Origin of the sequence: Pelagimonas phthalicica, assembly GCF_004364805.1 — a bacterium.
Taxonomy (GTDB): domain Bacteria; phylum Pseudomonadota; class Alphaproteobacteria; order Rhodobacterales; family Rhodobacteraceae; genus Pelagimonas; species Pelagimonas phthalicica.
The window spans coordinates 1424860-1444382 of the sequence record NZ_SOAP01000002.1; the positions used below are offsets into that span (position 1 = coordinate 1424860).

19 protein-coding genes and 1 tRNA gene are annotated in these 19523 nt (G+C 56.8%); 6 read left to right on the top strand and 14 right to left on the bottom strand.

Annotated elements, in window-relative coordinates:
• Nucleotides 1–32: 32 nt before the first annotated feature.
• The 4 genes from tdh to CLV87_RS17045 all read right to left on the bottom strand — a co-directional run bounded on the left by tdh (nt 33) and on the right by CLV87_RS17045 (nt 4100).
• On the bottom strand, nt 33–1067 hold the full coding sequence (gene tdh / locus CLV87_RS17030) for an L-threonine 3-dehydrogenase (protein WP_099247917.1): 1035 nt from the start codon (nt 1065–1067) through the stop codon (nt 33–35).
• A gap of 11 nt (nt 1068–1078) precedes the next feature.
• Complete coding sequence (locus CLV87_RS17035; protein WP_099247291.1) at nt 1079–2266, bottom strand: glycine C-acetyltransferase; 1188 nt, start codon at nt 2264–2266, stop codon at nt 1079–1081.
• A 118-nt stretch (nt 2267–2384) separates the two neighbouring features.
• Entirely contained in the window at nt 2385–2951 is a 567-nt protein-coding gene (locus CLV87_RS17040; protein ID WP_099247919.1) for a helix-turn-helix domain-containing protein, read from the bottom strand.
• A 249-nt stretch (nt 2952–3200) separates the two neighbouring features.
• Nucleotides 3201–4100: a LysR family transcriptional regulator gene (locus CLV87_RS17045; protein ID WP_099247293.1), complete on the bottom strand. Its 900-nt coding sequence runs from the start codon at nt 4098–4100 to the stop codon at nt 3201–3203.
• Nucleotides 4101–4208: 108 nt separating this feature from the next.
• Here CLV87_RS17045 and CLV87_RS17050 point away from each other — a divergent pair, with 108 nt between their 5' ends.
• From CLV87_RS17050 to CLV87_RS17070, 5 genes are all read left to right on the top strand, one after another.
• Nucleotides 4209–5399: a cytochrome P450 gene (locus tag CLV87_RS17050; RefSeq protein ID WP_099247921.1), complete on the top strand. Its 1191-nt coding sequence runs from the start codon at nt 4209–4211 to the stop codon at nt 5397–5399.
• A 38-nt stretch (nt 5400–5437) separates the two neighbouring features.
• Nucleotides 5438–6475 (top strand): TRAP transporter substrate-binding protein, encoded by a 1038-nt coding sequence (locus CLV87_RS17055; protein WP_099247295.1) that lies wholly within the window; start codon nt 5438–5440, stop codon nt 6473–6475.
• A 449-nt stretch (nt 6476–6924) separates the two neighbouring features.
• The gene (locus CLV87_RS17060) at nt 6925–7320 is read left to right on the top strand and encodes a VOC family protein (RefSeq protein WP_099247923.1); all 396 of its coding nucleotides are present in this window, start codon (nt 6925–6927) and stop codon (nt 7318–7320) included.
• A 38-nt stretch (nt 7321–7358) separates the two neighbouring features.
• The gene (locus CLV87_RS17065; protein ID WP_099247297.1) at nt 7359–7883 is read left to right on the top strand and encodes a twin-arginine translocation signal domain-containing protein; all 525 of its coding nucleotides are present in this window, start codon (nt 7359–7361) and stop codon (nt 7881–7883) included.
• An 11-nt stretch (nt 7884–7894) separates the two neighbouring features.
• Nucleotides 7895–9466, top strand: coding sequence for a GMC family oxidoreductase (locus tag CLV87_RS17070; RefSeq protein ID WP_099247299.1), 1572 nt, complete (start codon nt 7895–7897; stop codon nt 9464–9466).
• Between the two features lie 103 nt (nt 9467–9569).
• Here CLV87_RS17070 and CLV87_RS17075 read toward each other — a convergent pair whose 3' ends face one another.
• The 6 genes from CLV87_RS17075 to CLV87_RS17100 form a co-directional block, all read right to left on the bottom strand.
• Complete coding sequence (locus tag CLV87_RS17075) at nt 9570–9959, bottom strand: ribbon-helix-helix domain-containing protein (protein ID WP_099247301.1); 390 nt, start codon at nt 9957–9959, stop codon at nt 9570–9572.
• A 172-nt stretch (nt 9960–10131) separates the two neighbouring features.
• Nucleotides 10132–11610: an aldehyde dehydrogenase gene (locus CLV87_RS17080; protein WP_099247303.1), complete on the bottom strand. Its 1479-nt coding sequence runs from the start codon at nt 11608–11610 to the stop codon at nt 10132–10134.
• Nucleotides 11611–11618: 8 nt separating this feature from the next.
• Nucleotides 11619–12653, bottom strand: a complete 1035-nt coding sequence (locus CLV87_RS17085; protein ID WP_099247305.1) for an LLM class flavin-dependent oxidoreductase — start codon at nt 12651–12653, stop codon at nt 11619–11621.
• Nucleotides 12654–12656: 3 nt separating this feature from the next.
• On the bottom strand, nt 12657–13577 hold the full coding sequence (locus CLV87_RS17090) for a flavin reductase family protein (protein ID WP_099247307.1): 921 nt from the start codon (nt 13575–13577) through the stop codon (nt 12657–12659).
• On the bottom strand, nt 13574–14353 hold the full coding sequence (locus CLV87_RS17095; protein ID WP_099247321.1) for an alpha/beta fold hydrolase: 780 nt from the start codon (nt 14351–14353) through the stop codon (nt 13574–13576). The genes CLV87_RS17090 and CLV87_RS17095 overlap by 4 nt, the downstream gene beginning before the upstream one ends.
• On the bottom strand, nt 14325–14924 hold the full coding sequence (locus CLV87_RS17100) for an amino acid synthesis family protein (protein WP_099247323.1): 600 nt from the start codon (nt 14922–14924) through the stop codon (nt 14325–14327). The genes CLV87_RS17095 and CLV87_RS17100 overlap by 29 nt, the downstream gene beginning before the upstream one ends.
• A gap of 106 nt (nt 14925–15030) precedes the next feature.
• Between CLV87_RS17100 and CLV87_RS17105 the strand changes: the two genes are divergently transcribed.
• Nucleotides 15031–15870: a LysR family transcriptional regulator gene (locus tag CLV87_RS17105; protein WP_099247325.1), complete on the top strand. Its 840-nt coding sequence runs from the start codon at nt 15031–15033 to the stop codon at nt 15868–15870.
• Between the two features lie 56 nt (nt 15871–15926).
• Here CLV87_RS17105 and CLV87_RS17110 read toward each other — a convergent pair.
• The 4 genes from CLV87_RS17110 to CLV87_RS17125 all read right to left on the bottom strand — a co-directional run bounded on the left by CLV87_RS17110 (nt 15927) and on the right by CLV87_RS17125 (nt 19471).
• A tRNA-Gln gene (locus tag CLV87_RS17110) sits at nt 15927–16001 on the bottom strand.
• Between the two features lie 69 nt (nt 16002–16070).
• On the bottom strand, nt 16071–17078 hold the full coding sequence (locus CLV87_RS17115; protein ID WP_099247327.1) for a GGDEF domain-containing protein: 1008 nt from the start codon (nt 17076–17078) through the stop codon (nt 16071–16073).
• A complete protein-coding gene (locus tag CLV87_RS17120; protein ID WP_099247925.1) occupies nt 17075–17680 on the bottom strand; it encodes a heme NO-binding domain-containing protein in 606 nt (201 codons plus the stop codon). The genes CLV87_RS17115 and CLV87_RS17120 overlap by 4 nt, the downstream gene beginning before the upstream one ends.
• Before the next feature lie 66 nt (nt 17681–17746).
• Nucleotides 17747–19471: a DUF4153 domain-containing protein gene (locus tag CLV87_RS17125; RefSeq protein ID WP_099247329.1), complete on the bottom strand. Its 1725-nt coding sequence runs from the start codon at nt 19469–19471 to the stop codon at nt 17747–17749.
• Nucleotides 19472–19523 lie beyond the last annotated feature (52 nt).

Sequence of the window (19523 nt, forward strand, 5' to 3'; positions counted from 1 at the left end):
ACGCCCACCGCGGCCAGCCGACACCCAACGCGTCAGGCGGCGCGCCAGTTCAGCACGACCTTGCCCGATTGTCCGGACTTCATCGCGGCAAAGCCCGCCTCAAAATCATCGACTTCAAACTGGTGGGTGATGACCCGGCTCACATCCAGCCCGTTTTGCAGCATGGCGATCATCTTGTACCAGGTTTCAAACATCTCCCGGCCATAGACGCCTTTGATGGTGATGGCCTTGAACACGATCCGCGACCAATCCACCGGAGATTTCCCAGGAGGGATACCAAGCAAGGCGATCTTGCCCCCCATCACCAGCGCCTCGACCATCTGGTCCAGCGCGATCTGGTTGCCCGACATTTCCAGCCCGACATCGAACCCTTCTTTCAGGCCAAGCTCGGCGATCACGTCGTTCAGATCTTCCTTGGCCACATTCACGGGGCGCAGGTTTGGCACCACATGTTCCGCCAGTTCAAGCCTTTGCGGATTGATATCGGTGATCACCACATTGCGTGCGCCCGCATGACGCGCCACCGCCGCCGCCATGATGCCAATCGGGCCAGCCCCGGTGATCAGCACGTCTTCGCCCAGCAAATCAAAGCTGAGCGCGGTATGCACCGCATTCCCAAGCGGGTCCAGAATGGCCCCGATTTCATCAGGGATATCATCGGGCAGCGGGATCACATTAAAGGCGGGCAGTTTCAGATATTGGGCAAAGGCCCCCTGTTCATTCACACCAATCCCGCGCGTGCCGGGATCAAGGTGAAACTTGCCTGCGCGGCTTTGGCGGCTGTCATTGCCAATCAGATGACCTTCGCCAGAACAGCGCTGACCGATGGACAGGCCGGTGACATCCTTGCCGATCTCGACAACCTCACCGACAAATTCATGGCCGGTGATCATGGGATGGGGAACCGTGTGCGAGGCCCAGTCATCCCAATTCCAGATATGGATATCCGTGCCGCAAATCCCGGTTTTGTTGATCCGGATCAGCACCTCATCCGGGCCGATTTCCGGCACCGGGGCCTGCACCATCCAAAGCCCTTCCTCGGGTTTGGATTTTTCCAAAGCTTTCATGGTGTTGGGCTTCATGAGATGATCCCCAATTCTTTGCCAACCTTGCCAAAGGCGGCCAAGGCGCGGTCCAGGTCTTGCCGGGTCAGGGCGGCATTCATCTGGGTGCGGATGCGGGCCTGTCCGCGCGGCACAACCGGGAAAAAGAATCCCGAGACATAGACGCCTTCGTCAAACAGCTTGTTGGCCATGGCCTGGGCCAGTTTGGCCTCGCCCAGCATCACCGGGATGATCGGGTGTTCGCCGGGCAAAAGGTCAAAGCCCAGCTTTTCCAATCCGGCCCGCCAATAGGCTGCATTTTCAAACAGTTGCGCGCGCAGATCGGCCCCGTTTTCGACCAGGCGGATCGCCTCCAGCCCTGCGGCCACGATGGCGGGTGGCAGGGAATTGGAGAACAGATAGGGGCGCGCGCGCTGGCGCAGCAGGTCAATCACCGGCTGCGGCCCGGCAATATAGCCGCCAATCCCGCCCCCCAACGCCTTGCCCAAGGTCCCGGTTAGGATATCCACCTCAACGCCAAAATGGTCAGGCGTTCCCGCCCCGCGCGGCCCCATAAAGCCGGTGGAGTGGCAATCATCCACCATGACAACCGCCTCATATTCCTTGGCCAGACGCGTAATCTCGGGCAGGTTTGCCAGATAGCCATCCATGGAAAACACGCCATCCGTGGCGACCATGATGTGGCGCGCGCCATCCTTGCGGGCCTGTTGCAATGCCTCTTCAAGGTCCGCCATGTCATTATTGGCATAGCGATAGCGTTTGGCCTTGCACAGCCGCACCCCGTCAATGATCGAGGCATGGTTGAGACTGTCCGACACGATGGCATCCTCGGGGCCAAGCAGGGGCTCGAACAGGCCGCCATTGGCATCAAAACAGGCCGCAAACAGGATCGCATCATCCTTGTTCAAAAAGGCCGCCAGCTTTTGTTCCAAGTCGCGGTGGATGTCCTGCGTACCGCAGATAAAGCGCACCGAAGCCATGCCAAACCCTTTGGGCTCCATCGCCGCTTTGGCCGCCTCAATCAGCGCGGGGTGATCCGCCAGACCAAGATAGTTATTCGCACATAGATTGATCACCTGTTGATCGCCCACTGTGATCTCACCGCCCTGAGGCGAGGTGATCATGCGCTCGCGCTTATACAGGCCTTCTGCGTCGATCTGAGTGAGGGTGTTCGAGATATGGGACAAGAATGCATCTGACATGTGCGACCTCCGTTGCTGAGTCGCACATCTACCATAACGGATTCAAATCCCAAATACAGGAATTCAATATTGCGGAAAAAAATCCGCCACACAGGATGTTCTTGGATTTTCCCGTCGCTCAGGCGCTTTTGACAATCAAAAACACCCGCGCAGGCCCGTCGATTGACGCAATAGAATGGGGAATGTCGGCGGCGTAGCGCGCGGTATCGCCCTGGCCCAGCCGCTCATCGGCACCCCCGGACACCACCTGAACCGCGCCCGCCAGAACGGTCAGTTGCTCAACCGCGCCCCTGGTATGTGGGGCACTATTCAGGCTGCCGCCTTCCTCAAACCGGATGTCATAGACTTCGTGACCGCCGGCTTCTTCGGGCGGGGACAGGATTTTGATCTGACAGCCCTGTCCCATATTGTCGATCGACGGCACATCCGTGGTTCTGAGAACCTCGATCTGGTCCTTGTTGTCGCCTTCCTCTAACAGGCCTGCAAAATCCACCTGCAGCGCACGAGTCAGGTTCCACAAGGTCGAAATGGTCGGGCTGCTTTCGCCGCGTTCGATCTGGCTGACCATCGAGCGCGACACCCCGCTAAGATTGGCGACAGCTTCCAGTGACAACCCTCGTTCCTTGCGCGCCTGTTTTAACCGCGCGGGCAAGCGTGTCAGGATTTCATCAGGATTTTCCGCCATATTGGTCACCTTTGGCAATGTTCTGCTGCTTTTCCTACACCTATCCCGTCAAACCAGCCACAGAAACATCCGCCATTGCGGATTTGATTGTCACGTATGCGAAGGTTCAGCATCAACTCAGCCGCGCCTCCATCTACCGGTTAAAAAACGCCTCTTAAAATTGGGCTACGTTTTACAAAGACCCTCGAAACGGGCGTGACTTAGGGGCAGTTGCTGAGCCCACTTACCTACGCCAAGCAACAGTGCCCACTAATTCGCAAAACGACTGGACGCTTCGGCGATCTTGCTGCGCAGCCACACATGCGCGACCGAAACATGGGTGCGCGGCGTCCACTGTAGGTCAATCGAGATTTCGGCCTGAACCGGGCATTCCACCACGGTTACTGCTTGGCCAAAGACAGCTGCTGTACGCCGGGGAACTGTCGCGATCATATCGGTGCTAGCCAATAGATCTGGCAAGTTGGCCGGGCTCGGAACCTGCATGACGGTATTGGGCACCTGGCCCAACCGCTCCAATTCCACCAGAAACTGCGAACGGAACGTTCCACCATAATTCACCACAACCTGCGGTGTCGCTACATAGGCCTCCATGGTCAAACTCTGTGTCGCCAAGCTGTTTTCCGGATCCATGATGCAGACATAGTCATCCTTGAACAGAGTCCGGCGATAATACCCGGCTTCTTCAATCCGAATGGGGCCGATCAACATATCGCTTTCCCCACGCTTCAGCTGTTCACGACCTCGCACCTGGCTTGGAATGATATTCAACCTAATCCCGGGCGCGTCCCGCCGCAGCATGCGAGTCAATTGAGGAAGGATCGTTACCCTTTCATAGAAATTGCAGGAAATCCCGACCACCAGGTCTGCTGTCCCCGGATCAAAAACCCGCGGCGACGCCAAGGCTTCGAACTCGTCCAGCATCTGGCTGACCTGCTCAACAATGTCGATGCAGCGCTGCGTTGCGAGGATGCCGCCCCCCTGCCGCACAAACAGGGGATCGCCAAAGACTTCTCGCAACCGCGCAATCGTATAACTCACACTGGATTGGCCGAGGCCAAGGCTTTCAGCTGCGCGCGAAAACGACCTCAGATCATGCACCATTCGCAAACACCGAAGCGCCGCGAAATCCAATGTGAAAGGATCAACCATAGCATCAGTGTATCAGTTTTTTCGATAATGTGGATCAGTTTCATCAAATGGACCAATGCAAATCCTGTGACTAACCTTGTCAAACTGTCCGGTGTTGGAGGAGACCGCATGACAACCGCAACCTTGGCCGACGTGCCTGTCGACGAATCCATCCAGATTCCAGAGCTGCAATCCGATCCCTATAGGATCTATCGCCGACTTCGCGCCGAAGCTCCGGTCGTGCGTATCCCATCGATCAAACGAATAATGCTGACCAAGGCGGCCGATACCAAGCATGTCAAAGACAATTGGGAACTGTTTTCGTCCAACGATCCACTCACCCCAATGAAACGAGCGTTCCAGGCCCATACGCTGATGCGCAAAGATGGGGCCGCCCATATGCGAGAGCGCAACGCCATGGCGCCGGCATTCAATCCCAAGGTCATCATGGGCTGCTGGCAACCGATCTACACCAAAGTGGCCGAAGACTATATTGGCCGCTTGCCGCGCGGAGAGACCATAGACCTGTTCCGCGACCTTGCCGCCCCTTATGCGGCGCGTTGTCTGACGCATCTTTTGGGCATCCCCGAAGCCAGCGACCAAGACATGATCCGCTGGTCGCAGGCTTTGATCGATGGGGCGGGAAATTTTGGCAATGATCCAGCGCTATTTGAGCACTCAGACGCGCAGAACGCTGAGATGAACGCCCTGTTTGACACCTGTGTTGATCGGGTTCGCGCGGTGCCAGATCAAAGTGCACTGTCCGCCATGGTCAATGCCGAGTCCCCAATCGAAACCAGTCAAATCTATGCCAATATCAAAATCGCCATCGGAGGCGGGATCAACGAACCGCGCGATGCGCTTTTGACCATCCTTTATGGTCTGCTCACCAATCCCGATCAACGCGAAGCCTGCGTCAAGGATGGCCTGTGGTTGGCCGCGTTCGAAGAAGGCGTCCGTTGGGTGGCTCCGATCCAGGCCAGTTCACGATTGGTTATGCAAGACACCGAAATTCGCGGGCACGCGATCCATAAAGGTGAGGTTGTGATGACCGTCCAGGCGTCTGCCTGCCATGATGAAGAGCTGTATACAGCCCCCGAACGTTTCGACATTTTTCGGCCCAAGACACCGCATCAGGCCTTTGGCAACGGACCACATTTTTGTCAGGGCACCCATATCGCCCGCCGTATGCTGGGCCAGATCGTGCTGCCCATGTTGTTCGACCGTTTTCCCAACATGACCTTGCCGGATCCGGACGCCGTCAAGTTCTGGGGATTTGGTTTTCGTGGCCCGCTTAGCCTGCCGGTCACTCTGAACTAAAAAAACACGGATGAAACTGCGATCAGGGAGGAAACCATATGAAACGCCGCAGTCTACTCAAAACCGCCGCAGCCGCAGCCATTGCGCTTGGCTGCAGCACACCCATGGTGGCCGCGCAGGAGGTCACGCTTCGATTGCACCAATTTCTGCCACCACCAGCCACCGTGCCCAAGCATATCCTGAAACCTTGGGCGGCGCAGGTGGAGGAGGCCGCTGGTGGCAAGCTCAAGATCGAGCATTACGATGCTATGTCCCTGGGCGGCAAACCCCCTGAATTGATGGACCAGGCAATTGATGGTGTCGCAGACATCACCATGACCGTGGTCGGCTATACACCCGGACGTTTCCCCAAAACCGAAGTGTTCGAACTGCCCTTTATGATGACCAACCCTGTTGCGACATCCAAAGCGTTTCAGGAGCTTGTGGAAACCGATCTTCAGGATGGTGAGTATAAAGACGTCAAGGTGCTTGGTGCCTGGGTTCATGGCCCGGGAGTTATTCATACAGACAGGGGTGTTAACAAACTCGAGGACATGTCGGGCCTGAAACTTCGCGGCCCGACCCGGGTGATCAACGACATGCTCAGCGAGCTGGGTGCGACCCCGGTGGGCATGCCTTTGCCCGCAATTCCCGAGGCGCTCTCAAAGGGGGTCGTTTCTGGCACCGTGATCCCGTGGGAGGTCACCCCTGCGGTCAAACTCTCGCAACTGGTGACCTACCATACCGAGTTTACCGGCGACGAGGCGCTTTATACCGCCACAATCATCCTCGTGATGAACAAGGCAAAGTATGAAAGCCTGCCTGATGACATCCGCGCAGCGATCGACGCTGAATCCGGTCAAAAACTGTCTGAGATGGCCGCGCAAGTCATGTGGGACAACGACGCCCCGGGCCGCGCCATCGCTGAGAAAGCCGGAAACACCATCGTCCAGTTGTCAGCCGAGGAAGTCGCCCGTTTCAAAGAAGCGTCCAAGCCCGTCATTGAACGTTGGGTGAGCGAAATGGGCAGCAAGGACATTGACGGCAATGCCCTGATCGAACAGGCCAAAGCGTTGATCAAAAAACATGGCGGCTAAGGTAGCCAGCTAATCGTCAGGATGCACACCCGCCTTCACTCCGGCTGGTGTGCATCACTCACTCTCTCGGTGGTCGTCAACGAATTTACTCGTTGCTTCAGGCGCTGCCAAAACAAGTTACACAGATCATTCCGCCAGAGCGGCTTCGTTTGATCGAAAACGCATGACTGCCCCGCGTTCCATCTGGATGACGACGTCCGCTTCTTTGGCGGGTAACCAACTGGATGGCAAAGGCCCTTCGGATTGTTCCGCAACCTTGACCACTCAATCAGGGTTTGGGAACGTCCGCGAAGGTTGGTTGACCAAAGCTCAACCATAAAGCTCTGCAACCAAACATACTTCCAAAATTCACCAACAAAATTTCCCTGTATTATGCCAGTAATACCCGCTCCAGCCCGTGCTGCCCTATGGTCGTTGAACCCATACTTGATACGGAAGGAAGAGGTTTCTTGGCCAAGCTGGTACATTCCATGGTGCGCGTTCTGGAGGAAGAGCGCTCCATCAATTTCTATGACTATGCCTTCGGTTTGACCGTCGCGGATCGTTTGGAGTTTGACGACTTCACCCTGATTTATCTCGCGAATTCAGAGAACAGCATCGAACTGGAACTGACTGTCAACAAATCCCGCCAAGAGCCCTACGACCTTGGAGATGGATACGGGCATATTGCCTTTGTTGTCGATGATCTCGACGCCGAACACGCGCGTTTTGAGGCCGTCGGTTACCAGCCAAGAAAGATCGTGGATTTTGAGCATGAGGGCGCGCTGCTTGCGCGGTTCTTCTTTGTTCAGGACCCGGATGGGTACCAAATCGAGGTGATGCAAAAATACGGAAGGTATCAATAAGGCGTCACCAACGCAGCGGTGAAATAGGGAGGATCACTATGACCAACACACCGGAAAAGCGGACGCTCACGCGGCGTGCGCTTCTACAGCAATCGGCGGCTCTGGGAGCCATAGCCGTCACGGGCGCGGGCTTTATCGCCGCCCCCAATGCGGCTTGGGCGCTCGAAGTTACGGCCATTTCGGAACATCAAATGGTCACGCTTTTGCAGATGGCGCGGGACATCTATCCGCACGACCAGGTTGCAGATGAATATTATGTGGTTGCCGTCAAAGGATATGACAGCACCGAAAACAAAGCCTTTGTTGCCGAAGGCGTGGCAAAGCTTGATGCGCTGGCCCAACAAACCGGGGCGGCCAGTTATGTGGACACGAAATGGGAGGACAATCGCGTCGCGTTGCTCAAGCAGATTGAGGATGATGCCTTTTTCCAAACCATTCGCGGCGGGCTGGTAACCGGCCTTTACAACCAAAAAGCCGTCTGGCCGATCTTTGGCTACGAAGGCGAGAGCTTTTCGATGGGTGGCTATATCCACCGTGGCTTTGACGACATCAACTGGCTGTAAGGAGACCGATCATGGCTGCGAAATTTGACATGAACGATGACAGCGTTGTTGTCGTTATCGGGACGGGTGCTGGCGGTGGTGTCTTGTCCAATGAGCTTGCCCAAAAAGGGGTAAAAGTAGTCGCCTTAGAGGCAGGCGGGCGTTATCTGCCAGAGGATTACGTCAATGATGAATGGGAAAGCTTTGGCCAATTGGCCTGGGTCGATCCCCGCACAACGTCAGGTGACTGGCGTGTGGCCAAAGACTTTTCCGGCCTTCCAGCCTGGATCGTCAAGGCGGTTGGCGGCACAACAACCCACTGGGCCGGGGCTTCGTTGCGCTTCCAAGAGCATGAATGGAAGGCCAAGACCACCTATGGGGACGTTGCTGGCGCGAATTTGCTCGATTGGCCAATCGATGCCGCCGAAATGGACCCTTATTACACCAAGGCCGAGAACAAACTTGGCGTGACACGCACAGGTGGCCGCGCAGGCCTGCCGGGCAACAACAATTACAAGGTGTTTGAAGCCGGGGCCAAAGCCCTTGGATATGAGAATGTCCATACGGGCCGCATGGCGATCAATAGCGACGATAATGATGATCGCATGATGTGCCAGCAAACCGGCTTTTGCTTTCAGGGCTGCAAATGGGGGGCCAAATGGTCGGCCGCCTACACGGATATTCCTCGCGGCGAGGCAACCGGCAATCTCGAAGTGCGCGACCACGCCCATGTGGCCCGCATCGTCCATGACAAGCAAGGCAAGGTGAACGGAGTCGAGTATTTCGACAAAGACGGCAACCTGCAGCTGCAAAAAGCCCGCGTGGTCTGCGTCGCCGGGAACTCATTTGAAAGCCCCCGACTGCTTTTGAACTCGGCCTCAGCCATGTTCCCTGATGGCCTCGCCAACTCCTCTGGCATGGTGGGCAAGAACTATATGCGGCACATGACAGGTTCGGTCTACGCCGTCTTTGATAAACCGGTCAAAATGTGGCGTGGGACCACAATGGCCGGCATCATCCAGGACGAAGCCCGCCATGATCCGAGCCGAGGTTTTGTTGGTGGTTACGAAATGGAAACGCTGGCGCTTGGCCTGCCCTTCATGGCGGCCTTCTTGAATCCCGGCGCTTGGGGGCGTGGATTTACCACCGCTCTGGACCACTATGAAAACATGGCCGGTATGTGGCTTGTCGGCGAAGACATGCCCCAGGAAACCAATCGCGTAACACTGAATACCGATGTGAAAGATCAATGGGGCCTGCCCGTGGCTAATGTTCACTTTTCAGATCACCCCAATGATATCGCCATGCGTGAACATGCGTATAAGCAAGGTCAGGCCGTTTACGAGGCCGTTGGGGCGACGCGAACCTTCCCGACCCCGCCTTACCCATCGACCCATAACCTCGGAACAAACCGCATGTCCGCCGAGGCAAAGGACGGTGTGGTGAACAAATGGGGGCGCAGCCACGATATTGAGAACCTGTACATTTCCGACGGGTCTCAATTCACCACTGGCGCGGCGGAAAACCCAACACTCACCATTGTCGCTCTGGCAATCCGTCAGGCCGATCACATTGCCGATGAACTGGCAAAGGGAAACCTGTAGTGTCATCGATACTGGTCAGCCAAAGCTGGCCGCAAAAACGGAGGGAGACCGGTTATCCGGTCTCCCTTTTCGGATCTATCAATTGGCCTTCTTGCGATAAGCCTCAGTGTTGAGCGGAATGAGTAGACCGAAGGCGTCCGGCCTTGGCGTTCAACCTGTCTTCGATTTCAAGGATTTCTTCGGTCGGCAGCATGTCCAACTCAGAGGTATTGGTCATTGGAACCAAATTATGAAGCTGCAAGTTGACAAAGCGCAGGCAACACACACGGAGGAAGGATGTGAAATTCCCAAGATCGTGCCCCTCATCAATTGATTCATTGTAGAGCCGATGAAGCAGTTGCGGCACATTCACATCCTCTCTGGACGCGATCTCTTCGAGTACGTTCCAGAACATGTGTTCCAAACGAACGCTCGTCACCATACCGTCCATACGAAAGGATTTGGTGATGCTTTCCCAAAGCTTTGGGTCCGCTCCGATGAACAATCTGCACATGCTTTTCTCCTATGTCGCACCAAAACTGGGACATCAGAAAGAGCCTAGCATTTCCACAGAGGAAAGTCACCGAAATACAATCGAATTCACGATCTTTTTCGTTCAGAAACAACGGTATGCCAATGGACCAGGGACCGAAAACAAACCTGCCGCACTCGGGACATGAGGACAGTCAGCGCATAACAAAAGGGTTGGCCATCGGTTGCTCAGACGTGCTAATCCAGGTGGTTTTCGTTCGTGTGTAATCGAGCACCGCATCAATCCCCGCCTCTCGCCCGTATCCGGATTGGTCATAGCCTCCGAAAGGCGCAATCGGAGATACCGCGCGATAGGTGTTGACCCAGCAAATCCCCGCCTTGAGGCGTTTCGAAACCCGGTGCGCTCGGGCCACGTTTTGCGTGAACACCCCTGATCCCAACCCGTAAGGCGTCGCGTTGGCCAAGGCGATGGCCTCTTCCTCTGTATCGAACGGCAGCAGGGACATCACCGGCCCGAACATTTCTGTCTTGAGGGTTTCAATGTCCGCATCCGGGCATTCAACCAGCGTCGGTGCCATGTAGTTGCCCGGCCGGTCAATCTTGGCCCCGCCAAAGCGGATGCGTGCGCCGCCAACGCGTGCGGCGTCCAGAGTTGCCTCGATTTTCGCCACCTGCGCCGCGGTGCAGAGTGGGCCGATTTGCGTGTCGCTGTCGAGCGGATCGCCAACCCTGACCCCTTGCACTTTCTCTTCGATCCGCGCCATCAGCTCTTCGAAAATCGGGCGGTGGATCAGGCCGCGACTGCCCGCAACACAGCTTTGACCTGATGCACCAAAATTCCCGGCGATCAGCCCATTAGCAGCACCGTCCAGATCAGCATCGTCAAAGACCAGAATGGGCGACTTGCCCCCAAGCTCCAGCGTTGTCACCGCAAAGTTCTCCGCCGAATTGCGCACCACATGGCGGGCGGTTTCCGGCCCGCCGGTAAAGGCAATCCGATCAACATCTGGGTGGCGGGTCAATGGGATGGCGCAGTTGTCTGCGTCACCGGTGATGACAGAGACGACACCAGGGGGAAACCCTGCCTCTTCGATCAAACGAGCAAATTCCAACATCGGCGCCGGAGCGACTTCGGACGCCTTGAGCACTACCGAACACCCCGCAGCCAGGGCTGGGCCGAGCTTGGTCGCCGTCAGGAACATCTGGGCGTTCCAGGGCACAATGGCCACCACAACCCCGATGGGTTCTCGGCGGGTAAAGACATGCATGTCTGGCTTGTCAATCGGGAGAACCGCGCCCTCGATCTTGTCCGCAAGCCCCGCATAGTAGCGATAATAGTCACCGACATAGGCCGATTGCATCGCGGTTTCCGCCAAGAGTTTGCCGCTATCGGTGGTTTCTATACGTCCAATGGCCTGCGCGTTTTCCTCGATCAGATCCGCCAAGCGATACAGTAACTTGCCGCGTTGGGTTTGCGTCATGTCGCGCCACGCGGGATCGTTCAAAACGCGTTGCGCGGCCCCAATGGCGCGGTCCACATCTGAAGGCGCGGCACAGGCAAATGTCGCCCAGCCTTCACCGGTTGCCGGGTTTTCAGATGTCATAACCTGCCCGTCTGCGCCGTCGACCCATTCACCGTCAATGAACAGCTGATAATGTGGTTTCTGTCCCATTGGGTCCCTCACTGAAATGCAGGCATAACATCGTCGATGAACCGGGCAAGCGACTCGCGTTTGCGCTCAAAGCTCATCCCACTATCAATCCAGAACGAATACTCATCATATCCCAGATCTTCATAGCGTTTGATCTGGTCGATCACCTCTTGCGCCGTTCCTATGGTCAAATCTCGCTTTAGGTTCTCGGGGGCCATCATGGTATTGGCGGCCATTTCTTCCTCGCTCAGCGCCTGGATAAGCCCCTGCGACACCGGGCGCTTGTTCTGGAACCATGCGCCGAAATAGCAATAGAAGCGCGACAATTCCTTGGCGGCGCGGTCCACATCGTCGGCATCCTTGGCCACATAGGTGTGATGCAACAGCATGATTTTTGGCCTTTTTCCCTCATGGGTGTCACAGGCCGCATTGAAACGCGCTATCAGGCTTTCGATCTCTTCGATCCCTTGCCATAGCGGCGTCACCTGAATGTTGAACCCGTTATGGACGCCAAATTCATGGCTGTTTGGGTCACGCGCCGCGATCCAGATGGGCGGACCATCCTCTTGCAACGGTTTCGGGGCCGAGGTCGTTGCCGGAAATTGAAAGAATTCGCCGTCATGCGCACAATCCCCTTCCCATAGCTTGGGAACCAACGGGGCCAATTCGCGCATCCGCTGGCCAGCCTCCCAGGCATCCATTCCGGGCATGAGGCGTTCATATTCATAGGAATACGCCCCGCGCGCGATGCCCAACTCGATACGGCCATTAGTGATCAAATCCGCCGAGGCCACCTCGCCCGCCAGTTTGATTGGGTGCCAAAAAGGCGCGATAACCGTCCCTGTGCCCAATTTCACATGGCTGGTGTGGTGGGCGAGATTTACCAGTTCAAGCAACGGGTTGGGAGAGATCGTAAAATCCATCCCATGATGTTCCCCCGTCCAGACCGCGCGCATCTTCGCCTCATCCGCCATCTTGCACAATGTGATGAACTCATCACTCAATTGCTGATGGGATTGGTCGGGCGTCAGCCGTTCCTTATGCGCAAATAGCGAAAACTCCATAATTCAGGTCCTTTCGGTCAAACTGTGCACATCTCCGCGCTTTGCATCCCCAAGGTAGAGACCAAAACTGCGGCTGCGGGCTTCGAGAGAATAGCGCGCCATCATCTCGGCGATGGCGGGCGTCGTGTATGTGAGCGTGGGAAGGTCCCGGGACGGAACCGCCTGCATTCCGGTGCCGGGTGCCCCCTTACTGGTGGCAAGGAAATAAGCGTGATGAGTCCTTCTGCCAGCGTCATCAAAGACGGAATAGGCGGCCCCAAGATCAAGGTCACATCCGCGCAACAGCAACGCTTCTTGCAAGTCGAGCCGTAACCGGCCCCGGTCTTTCAGATCAACTTGTGGCGGGCGGAAACCGTCTGGCGTTTCTTCCAGAAACACCGTGTCATCGTAGGCGATGAGTGCGCCGCAAACAGTCTTGTCAAAGGTTTGATCCAGCACAGCGCGTTCAAGGCCCAGGCTAAAATACTGCCCGCCCGCATAGCCAAGGCCAGGGGTTTCGCTTTGGGTAAACTCCGTGACTTCTCCGATCAGGATTTGGTGATCACCCGCTGGAAGCGATTGCCAGGTTGTGCAGGAAAACTGCGCAATCGCCCCGTCGATCAAGGGGATACCATGGGCATCAAGTGTGTTGGGCACTTGCGCAAAACGATCTCCTTTGAAACTGGCAAAGGTGTTTGAGACGTCTTCCTGCCCTTCGGCCAACACATTCACCGCAAAGCGCGAACAATCTGCAAAACTCTGAAAGGTCGACAAAAATTTGCCAGGGCAAACCAGTAACAAAGGCGGATCGAGCGACACGGAGGAAAACGAATTGGCGGTAAAGCCGCATAATGTCCCGTCAGGCGTGCGAGTGGTCACCACAGTTACGCCTGTCATGAATCGGCCAAAGGCCGTGCGCAAAGCGCGCGGATCAAGATCAGTCATGACCAAACCTCCTGTGCGAATTCCTCAAGCGCGGTATTGACCTGCGCCGCATGGGTCATCGGCATCATATGTGCCGCGGCTTCGATGATCCGCGCGCGTCCCTTAGGTGCAAGCGCTGCCATCTTTTCTGACATTTCGGGGGTGGAATTCGGCTCTTCCTGGCCTGTCATGAACAGGGCCGGGCAAGACACGGTTGCCAGATCATCAGCCGCGGGACCATTTTCCTGCGCAAACACGGTGTAGGCACTGCGGTAGCCTTTGGGGTCCGCATGTCTCAACCAATGGTCACAGGCATTCCGCTCGGCCGATGCCGTGTCGCCAAACCAGCGCTCCAACGTGTCGGTCGGGTCGGCGACTTTTGCCCCGTCAAGGCTGTTTGCCCGCGCTTTCACAGCCAGAGCTGCGGCACCGTCCCGTTCGAAAATCGCATTCAACGCTGCCACACCGCGCACCATGTCAGGATGGCGGATCGCCATATCCAGGGCGATCATCGCGCCCATCGAATGACCGATAACCAAAGCAGGACCGTCAAAACCTGCAACGACACAATCGGTAAAGTCTTGCAACACCATGTCGTCGGCACCCAAGGGGCTTTGGCCATGGCCGGGCATGTCGACGGCTATGATGCGAAAGCGGTCTGAAAGGGCATCGATCTGCGCATTCCAGGCGTCGGCCTGCAAACCGACACCATGGATCAGGACCACAACGGGTCCCTGACCTGCAGTGATCGCACGCAGCGCGCCGAACTCAGACCGCGGCCGGGTTGTCCAGGTCATGGCCCAGATCCTTCAAGTCTTGGTAGCGATCCCCGATACGGTGATGCGGGCGGCCTCCTGTCGCAGCGCCCAGGACGACGACAATTTCGTCATCGCGGGGCGCATCTTGGATAGAAAACTGGATCGTCAAGTAGTGTGACCGCCGACCGGCATCATTCTTGTCCATCAGCGGCACCATGATGGGCGCATTGGCTGGACCGCGTGTATTGGTAAAGGCCAGATAGGATTTCGCTCCCACTGCCTCTCGGTAAAAATTACCAAAACGCAGGGTGTGGATCAGGCCGGATGCGTGTTCAACTTCACCATTCAACCCAACGACGGCCGCCTTGCCATAGGCCTCAATCGCATCACCGCTTCCGGCCAAAGCAATCATCCGCTTTGTCATCATTTCGCCCAGCACCGGGCCATAGGCGTGAATTTCGGGTTTCAAATCTTCGACAAACCGACCGGCCCATGGGTTCCGAACCACTGCGGCGACTGCAAACATGCGCCAAGGTTCCTTGGCCGCCTTAAAACCTTCGATAAAGACCTCTTCGTCATAGGTCACGATTTTCCGGATGTCGGGGTGCATCTGGTCCTCCTATTCGCTGAAGAGGACTGTCTAAAATCACTTCGGTTTTGACAAACGAATGATTTATGGTCTTAGGTATTAACAAGACTAATAGGTCACTTATTTCATGAAAAAATCACTGCCTCCGCTCACCTGGTTTCGCGCCTTCGAAGCCGCCGCGCGTCACCTGAGCTTTACCGCTGCCGGAGAGGAGATCGGGTTGACGCAATCAGCGGTTAGCCAACAGGTTAAGGCGCTGGAAACCCGGCTTCGGGTCGCCTTGTTCACGCGTCATGCTCGGGGGTTATCTCTGACCGATGACGGGCGAAAACTGCTGCCCCAGGTTGGTTCGGCGCTGGGAACACTGGCCGCCGCGACAGACATATTCGACGCTGGCCCGTCGACCAATTTGCTGACCATCGCCGCGTCGATCAGTGTGACACAGTGGATTATCGCGCCGAACCTCGCTGATTTCACCCAAAGCCACCCCAATGTCCGTATCAGATTTCTAAGCGCGATTTGGCCAGACGATTTCAACTCCGCCCAGGCTGACGTGGAGATCCGATTTGGATCAGAGAAACAGGTTGGGAAAAATGCGCAACTGTTAACACCTAATCGCCTGGTCGCGGTAAAAGCCCCCAAGCTTATCGGAGATCTGCAAAGCTTGCCTCTCATTGAAGCCGTCGGCACATCCAGCGGGTGGAAGAAATGGGCCGCCGTGAACGGGCCGGTTCCGGAACCTCAGCTCTTTGCTGATTCCTACGGAATGGCGCTGTATCTGGCCAGCCAAGGAAACGGCGTAGCACTGGTGAGCGAATTCCTCGTCAAAAATGCGATCAAAGCAGGAGACGTCGAAACAGCAGATTCAGCTACGATACCGGGACATGAAGGATATTACCTGTCGATTGATGACAGCAATTTGCACGCGGTTCAATTTCAGGAATGGCTACTGCGTCAGCTCAGGTAAGAAAGTCAGACTTGTCTTACGTTTAGCAATGCTAACAGTCTCTATTTTTTGAAAACTGGCTGGGGTGGTAGGATTCGAACCTACGATACACGGTACCAAAAACCGCTGCCTTACCACTTGGCTACACCCCAACTGTGGAGCGCTATCTACGCTGACAAATCGGCAGGTTCAAGCCCTTCTTTGAAAAATTTTTGGGCTTTTTATTCGCCATTGGCTGCACGTGCCTGATCATCGTCCGACGCCGCTTCAATGTCGTCGAAAAAGCAGTATTGCGCGCGCCCAGCCCGCTTGGCCGCATAGAGCGCAACATCAGCCCGTTCCATCACCAAAGCCGGATCCGTGACCGATCCATCGCTGCTAAAGACGCCGATACTGGCCGACACATTGCAATCCTGCCCTTCAAAGGGAATCGGCTGTTCGATTCTGGAAATCAGGTGCCCGGCCAAATCGGAAAGGCGGCTTCGATTGGTCAGGGTCGTGTAGATGATGACAAACTCATCGCCACCGACCCGTGCCGCCGTGTCATCCTTGCGCGAGGTGTCCAGCATGGCGCGAGCGCAGGCCTTGAGCACGTGATCCCCCGCCGCATGGCCCATCGTGTCATTGACCTGCTTAAAGAAATCCAGATCGATATGCATAAGCGAAAACGGCTGACCGCTGCGACAAATCCGATCCAGGACCTGATCGACGGCGCGTCGATTGTGCAAGCCGGTCAATGTGTCCGTAAAGGCGCGTTTTTCCGCAGCAACCATGGCCCCTTGGAGCCGGGTATTGAGGTTGCGCGAGGCATCCATCGCCGCTGATTTTGCCTCAACCAGATAAAGCATTTCCACCGCCAGATCGGTCGGGGCGAAATCGGTGCTGGTCAGTGAATAATCCCGCACGGCGTCAATCACGGAAATCCCGAAAGACAGGTTGATCACCGCCCCGCCATTGCCATCCGCGCCCAGCACCCCTTTGACCGGGGTGCGCACGCCGTGGCGCAGCCGCAGATGCAATTTGCGCCCTTCGGTTTTCAGCAGGTCCCCCATGCCAACAACAGCGCGGGGGCGATAAATTTCAAAAATCTCGAGAAAGCGTTTGCCCTCAAGATTGTCACCACAAATCTTATGCAGTGTCGGCCCTGCCTGCCGGATATGTCCGGTGGAATCCAGCACCGCATGCATGGGGCAGAACCGATGCAGCATTTCAATAGGAAACCGGTTCATGACGCCTCTCCCATCTGGTTGGCGGCACCCAGGTCAAAATCGCGCCCTTCGGCATATGCGGTTTCAACCACGGTAATATCGATCAATTGCAACCGGTCGCCCCGGTCCCCTTCGTGATCGAGCAAGGCCAGTGCACCGTAATCATCCGCCATCGCGCGCAACAACCCGGTCATCACATGTACAAATCCGGGCAAATGCCCGTCGATCTTGAGCTGAAACTGATTGATCGTGTGGTCGCGTAATTCCAGATCCGGCAGATGCAGGTCAGCCACCGCCAGCCGCGCCCGATCGGGCAAATCATCCAGGGAATGCAGAAACTCGATGAAATCCACCCCACCAAAGCGCAGCAAGCGCCTCAACCCCTCGCAATTGGGATGAGACACCAGGTAGGTCCCGACATCTTCTAGGATCGCTTCGGCTGGTTTGTCTAAAACAGCACTGGCAGAGTTCACCACATCGGTAAAAATATCCTCGTCATAATTCAACATGGCCTCAAAATCGACCTCGTCCAGCGCCGCATGCGCCGCGATATTCTGCCAGGGTTCTTGTCCATATGTATCCTGAACGAAAACCTGGAGGGTCTTGAGTATCAACCCGTGCATGGTCTCTCCGCCTGTTTGCCACCTGTGCAACATGGGCCATGGAGGTTTAATTTTGAGGTAACATTTTCAATTGTGCACAAATATAGCCCGGCCATTAAGCCGAAAGACTTGCTGGCTTTGCTCGGAAATCGACACAGCGCCTGACTGTACGGCAACCAGATCCAGAAGGGTCAGCTGCGCGCCTGCCTTCCCTTGGGGAAGAATGACCTCACCCTCGACCTGCAACTGGTTGTTTTCCAATCTAATTGCCTTGGCTAAAACAGACCCACCCAAGTCTCGCAACAGAACCAGGCCGCTGGCCGTCCCGTCCACACGCGGGCCCAGAATCAAGGCGCAGCCGGGAAAGCCATCAAGCTTGTATTCGCAGGCGCGCAGCCACAGGCGCGCCGCGTCTTCGGGCAGAGCCTCCCATATTTCACCAGCCAGATCTTGGTCCGGAAGGACCGGCATCACACGGGCCAATCTCACGCGATCCACGATGGGGCGATCAGCCCTGCCTTCGACCTCGGGTCGGGCCCGCCCGATGGCATGGCGCAGATCCGGGCGCAATTGCGCGATCTGGTCCAGAACACGCTGGCCGGGCTTACCCCAATCGCGGGCAAGTTCGCGAAGCGGCAGGTTGATCCCCGCCTCCCCGCGCAAGGCCCGCATGGCCTGAGACATCGACGCGATACGTTCTGGCACCACCAAAGGCGTCAGCCAGATAAAGGCCACCACGAGGCTCGCCAAGGCGAGGCCCAGATTGACCTCACGGATCCGCGCCATCCAATCGCCGCGCAACAGCAGGGACAGCCCATAGGTCACCCCGTAAATCAGCAAGATCGCCGCCCCAGTGGCCGCCATCAACCGGGTTGGTGTCCAGCCGTATTGCGCAACGCGCAGACCGACCGACCAGGCCAACAGGCCCGTTAGCAGCGGCAGGATCAAAGCCAGCACAGCCACGCAGATGCGCAACCAACTGTCCTGCACCTCGCTCATGCGGTCTGCGCCCAGCGCGGCGGCGATTGTCACGATGGTCGCAACCGCCAATCCCGCCAGCAGCTGCGCGTTTAAGGCAACCGTCCCGCTCCCGCCCCACATGGCCAAAGGTGCCAGAACCGCCGCGCCCAAACCCAGTAATGCGACCAATGGCAAAAAGAAGCGCAGCAACTCCACCATCAGAAAGGGGGAGACGTCGCTGTCCATATTACGTGCCAGCGCCAGAGCCGCGCCGTAAATCGCCCCCAAAATGACCCAAAACAAGGGTGATCCGACCAGCGTGATCATCGCGACTGACAGGCCAGACAGGCGCAAAACACTGCCCACAAGCGTCAGGGAAAAGACCAGAAAGCCGCAAATCAACAGCGCCAGTGCATGGCGTTGCAGCACCTGCCAGCAACTGCGAAACAGCACCCGATACTGGCTCCAACCGCCCGCCTGCTCGGCTTCGGCAGCCAGCAGCGGTGTCAAGATCGCGGTGATCATCCCCCAGGCGAAAATCGGATAGCCCAGGTTCAGAAAGCTTACCACATCTATATGTCGCGATGCGGCCCACCACAGGGCCCCGGCCAGCAGCGCCGCCGCGCTGGTCGCCCCAACCAGGATCGGCCCAACGCGACCGGTGCCAAGCGCCGAGGCCAGCCAGATGGCCCAGGCGCTTAGCCCGGCAGCAAACGCCAGCAAGACATGTTCGGACACAAGGGCGTTTTGCCAAAGCCACCACAGGCACCACCCTGCAGCCCCAATCCCGGCCCCAAGAACCGGGAGGGACAGGCGGAATTCCAACGGCGGAGCGGTTGTGACAGCAGACATGGATACCTCAAACAGGCCAACCCTGCCTGACTCCCTCGCGTTTCACAAGATC

What these genes read in the sequence shown, in the direction of transcription:
- tdh (WP_099247917.1), bottom strand. Translation starts at nt 1,067, where the DNA reads ATGAAAGCTTTGGAAAAATCCAAACCCGAGGAAGGGCTTTGGATGGTG.
- CLV87_RS17035 (WP_099247291.1), bottom strand. Translation starts at nt 2,266, where the DNA reads ATGTCAGATGCATTCTTGTCCCATATCTCGAACACCCTCACTCAGATC.
- CLV87_RS17040 (WP_099247919.1), bottom strand. Translation starts at nt 2,951, where the DNA reads ATGGCGGAAAATCCTGATGAAATCCTGACACGCTTGCCCGCGCGGTTA.
- CLV87_RS17045 (WP_099247293.1), bottom strand. Translation starts at nt 4,100, where the DNA reads ATGGTTGATCCTTTCACATTGGATTTCGCGGCGCTTCGGTGTTTGCGA.
- CLV87_RS17050 (WP_099247921.1), top strand. Translation starts at nt 4,209, where the DNA reads ATGACAACCGCAACCTTGGCCGACGTGCCTGTCGACGAATCCATCCAG.
- CLV87_RS17055 (WP_099247295.1), top strand. Translation starts at nt 5,438, where the DNA reads ATGAAACGCCGCAGTCTACTCAAAACCGCCGCAGCCGCAGCCATTGCG.
- CLV87_RS17065 (WP_099247297.1), top strand. Translation starts at nt 7,359, where the DNA reads ATGACCAACACACCGGAAAAGCGGACGCTCACGCGGCGTGCGCTTCTA.
- CLV87_RS17070 (WP_099247299.1), top strand. Translation starts at nt 7,895, where the DNA reads ATGGCTGCGAAATTTGACATGAACGATGACAGCGTTGTTGTCGTTATC.
- CLV87_RS17075 (WP_099247301.1), bottom strand. Translation starts at nt 9,959, where the DNA reads ATGTGCAGATTGTTCATCGGAGCGGACCCAAAGCTTTGGGAAAGCATC.
- CLV87_RS17080 (WP_099247303.1), bottom strand. Translation starts at nt 11,610, where the DNA reads ATGGGACAGAAACCACATTATCAGCTGTTCATTGACGGTGAATGGGTC.
- CLV87_RS17085 (WP_099247305.1), bottom strand. Translation starts at nt 12,653, where the DNA reads ATGGAGTTTTCGCTATTTGCGCATAAGGAACGGCTGACGCCCGACCAA.
- CLV87_RS17090 (WP_099247307.1), bottom strand. Translation starts at nt 13,577, where the DNA reads ATGACTGATCTTGATCCGCGCGCTTTGCGCACGGCCTTTGGCCGATTC.
- CLV87_RS17095 (WP_099247321.1), bottom strand. Translation starts at nt 14,353, where the DNA reads ATGACCTGGACAACCCGGCCGCGGTCTGAGTTCGGCGCGCTGCGTGCG.
- CLV87_RS17100 (WP_099247323.1), bottom strand. Translation starts at nt 14,924, where the DNA reads ATGCACCCCGACATCCGGAAAATCGTGACCTATGACGAAGAGGTCTTT.
- CLV87_RS17105 (WP_099247325.1), top strand. Translation starts at nt 15,031, where the DNA reads ATGAAAAAATCACTGCCTCCGCTCACCTGGTTTCGCGCCTTCGAAGCC.
- CLV87_RS17115 (WP_099247327.1), bottom strand. Translation starts at nt 17,078, where the DNA reads ATGAACCGGTTTCCTATTGAAATGCTGCATCGGTTCTGCCCCATGCAT.
- CLV87_RS17120 (WP_099247925.1), bottom strand. Translation starts at nt 17,680, where the DNA reads ATGCACGGGTTGATACTCAAGACCCTCCAGGTTTTCGTTCAGGATACA.
- CLV87_RS17125 (WP_099247329.1), bottom strand. Translation starts at nt 19,471, where the DNA reads ATGTCTGCTGTCACAACCGCTCCGCCGTTGGAATTCCGCCTGTCCCTC.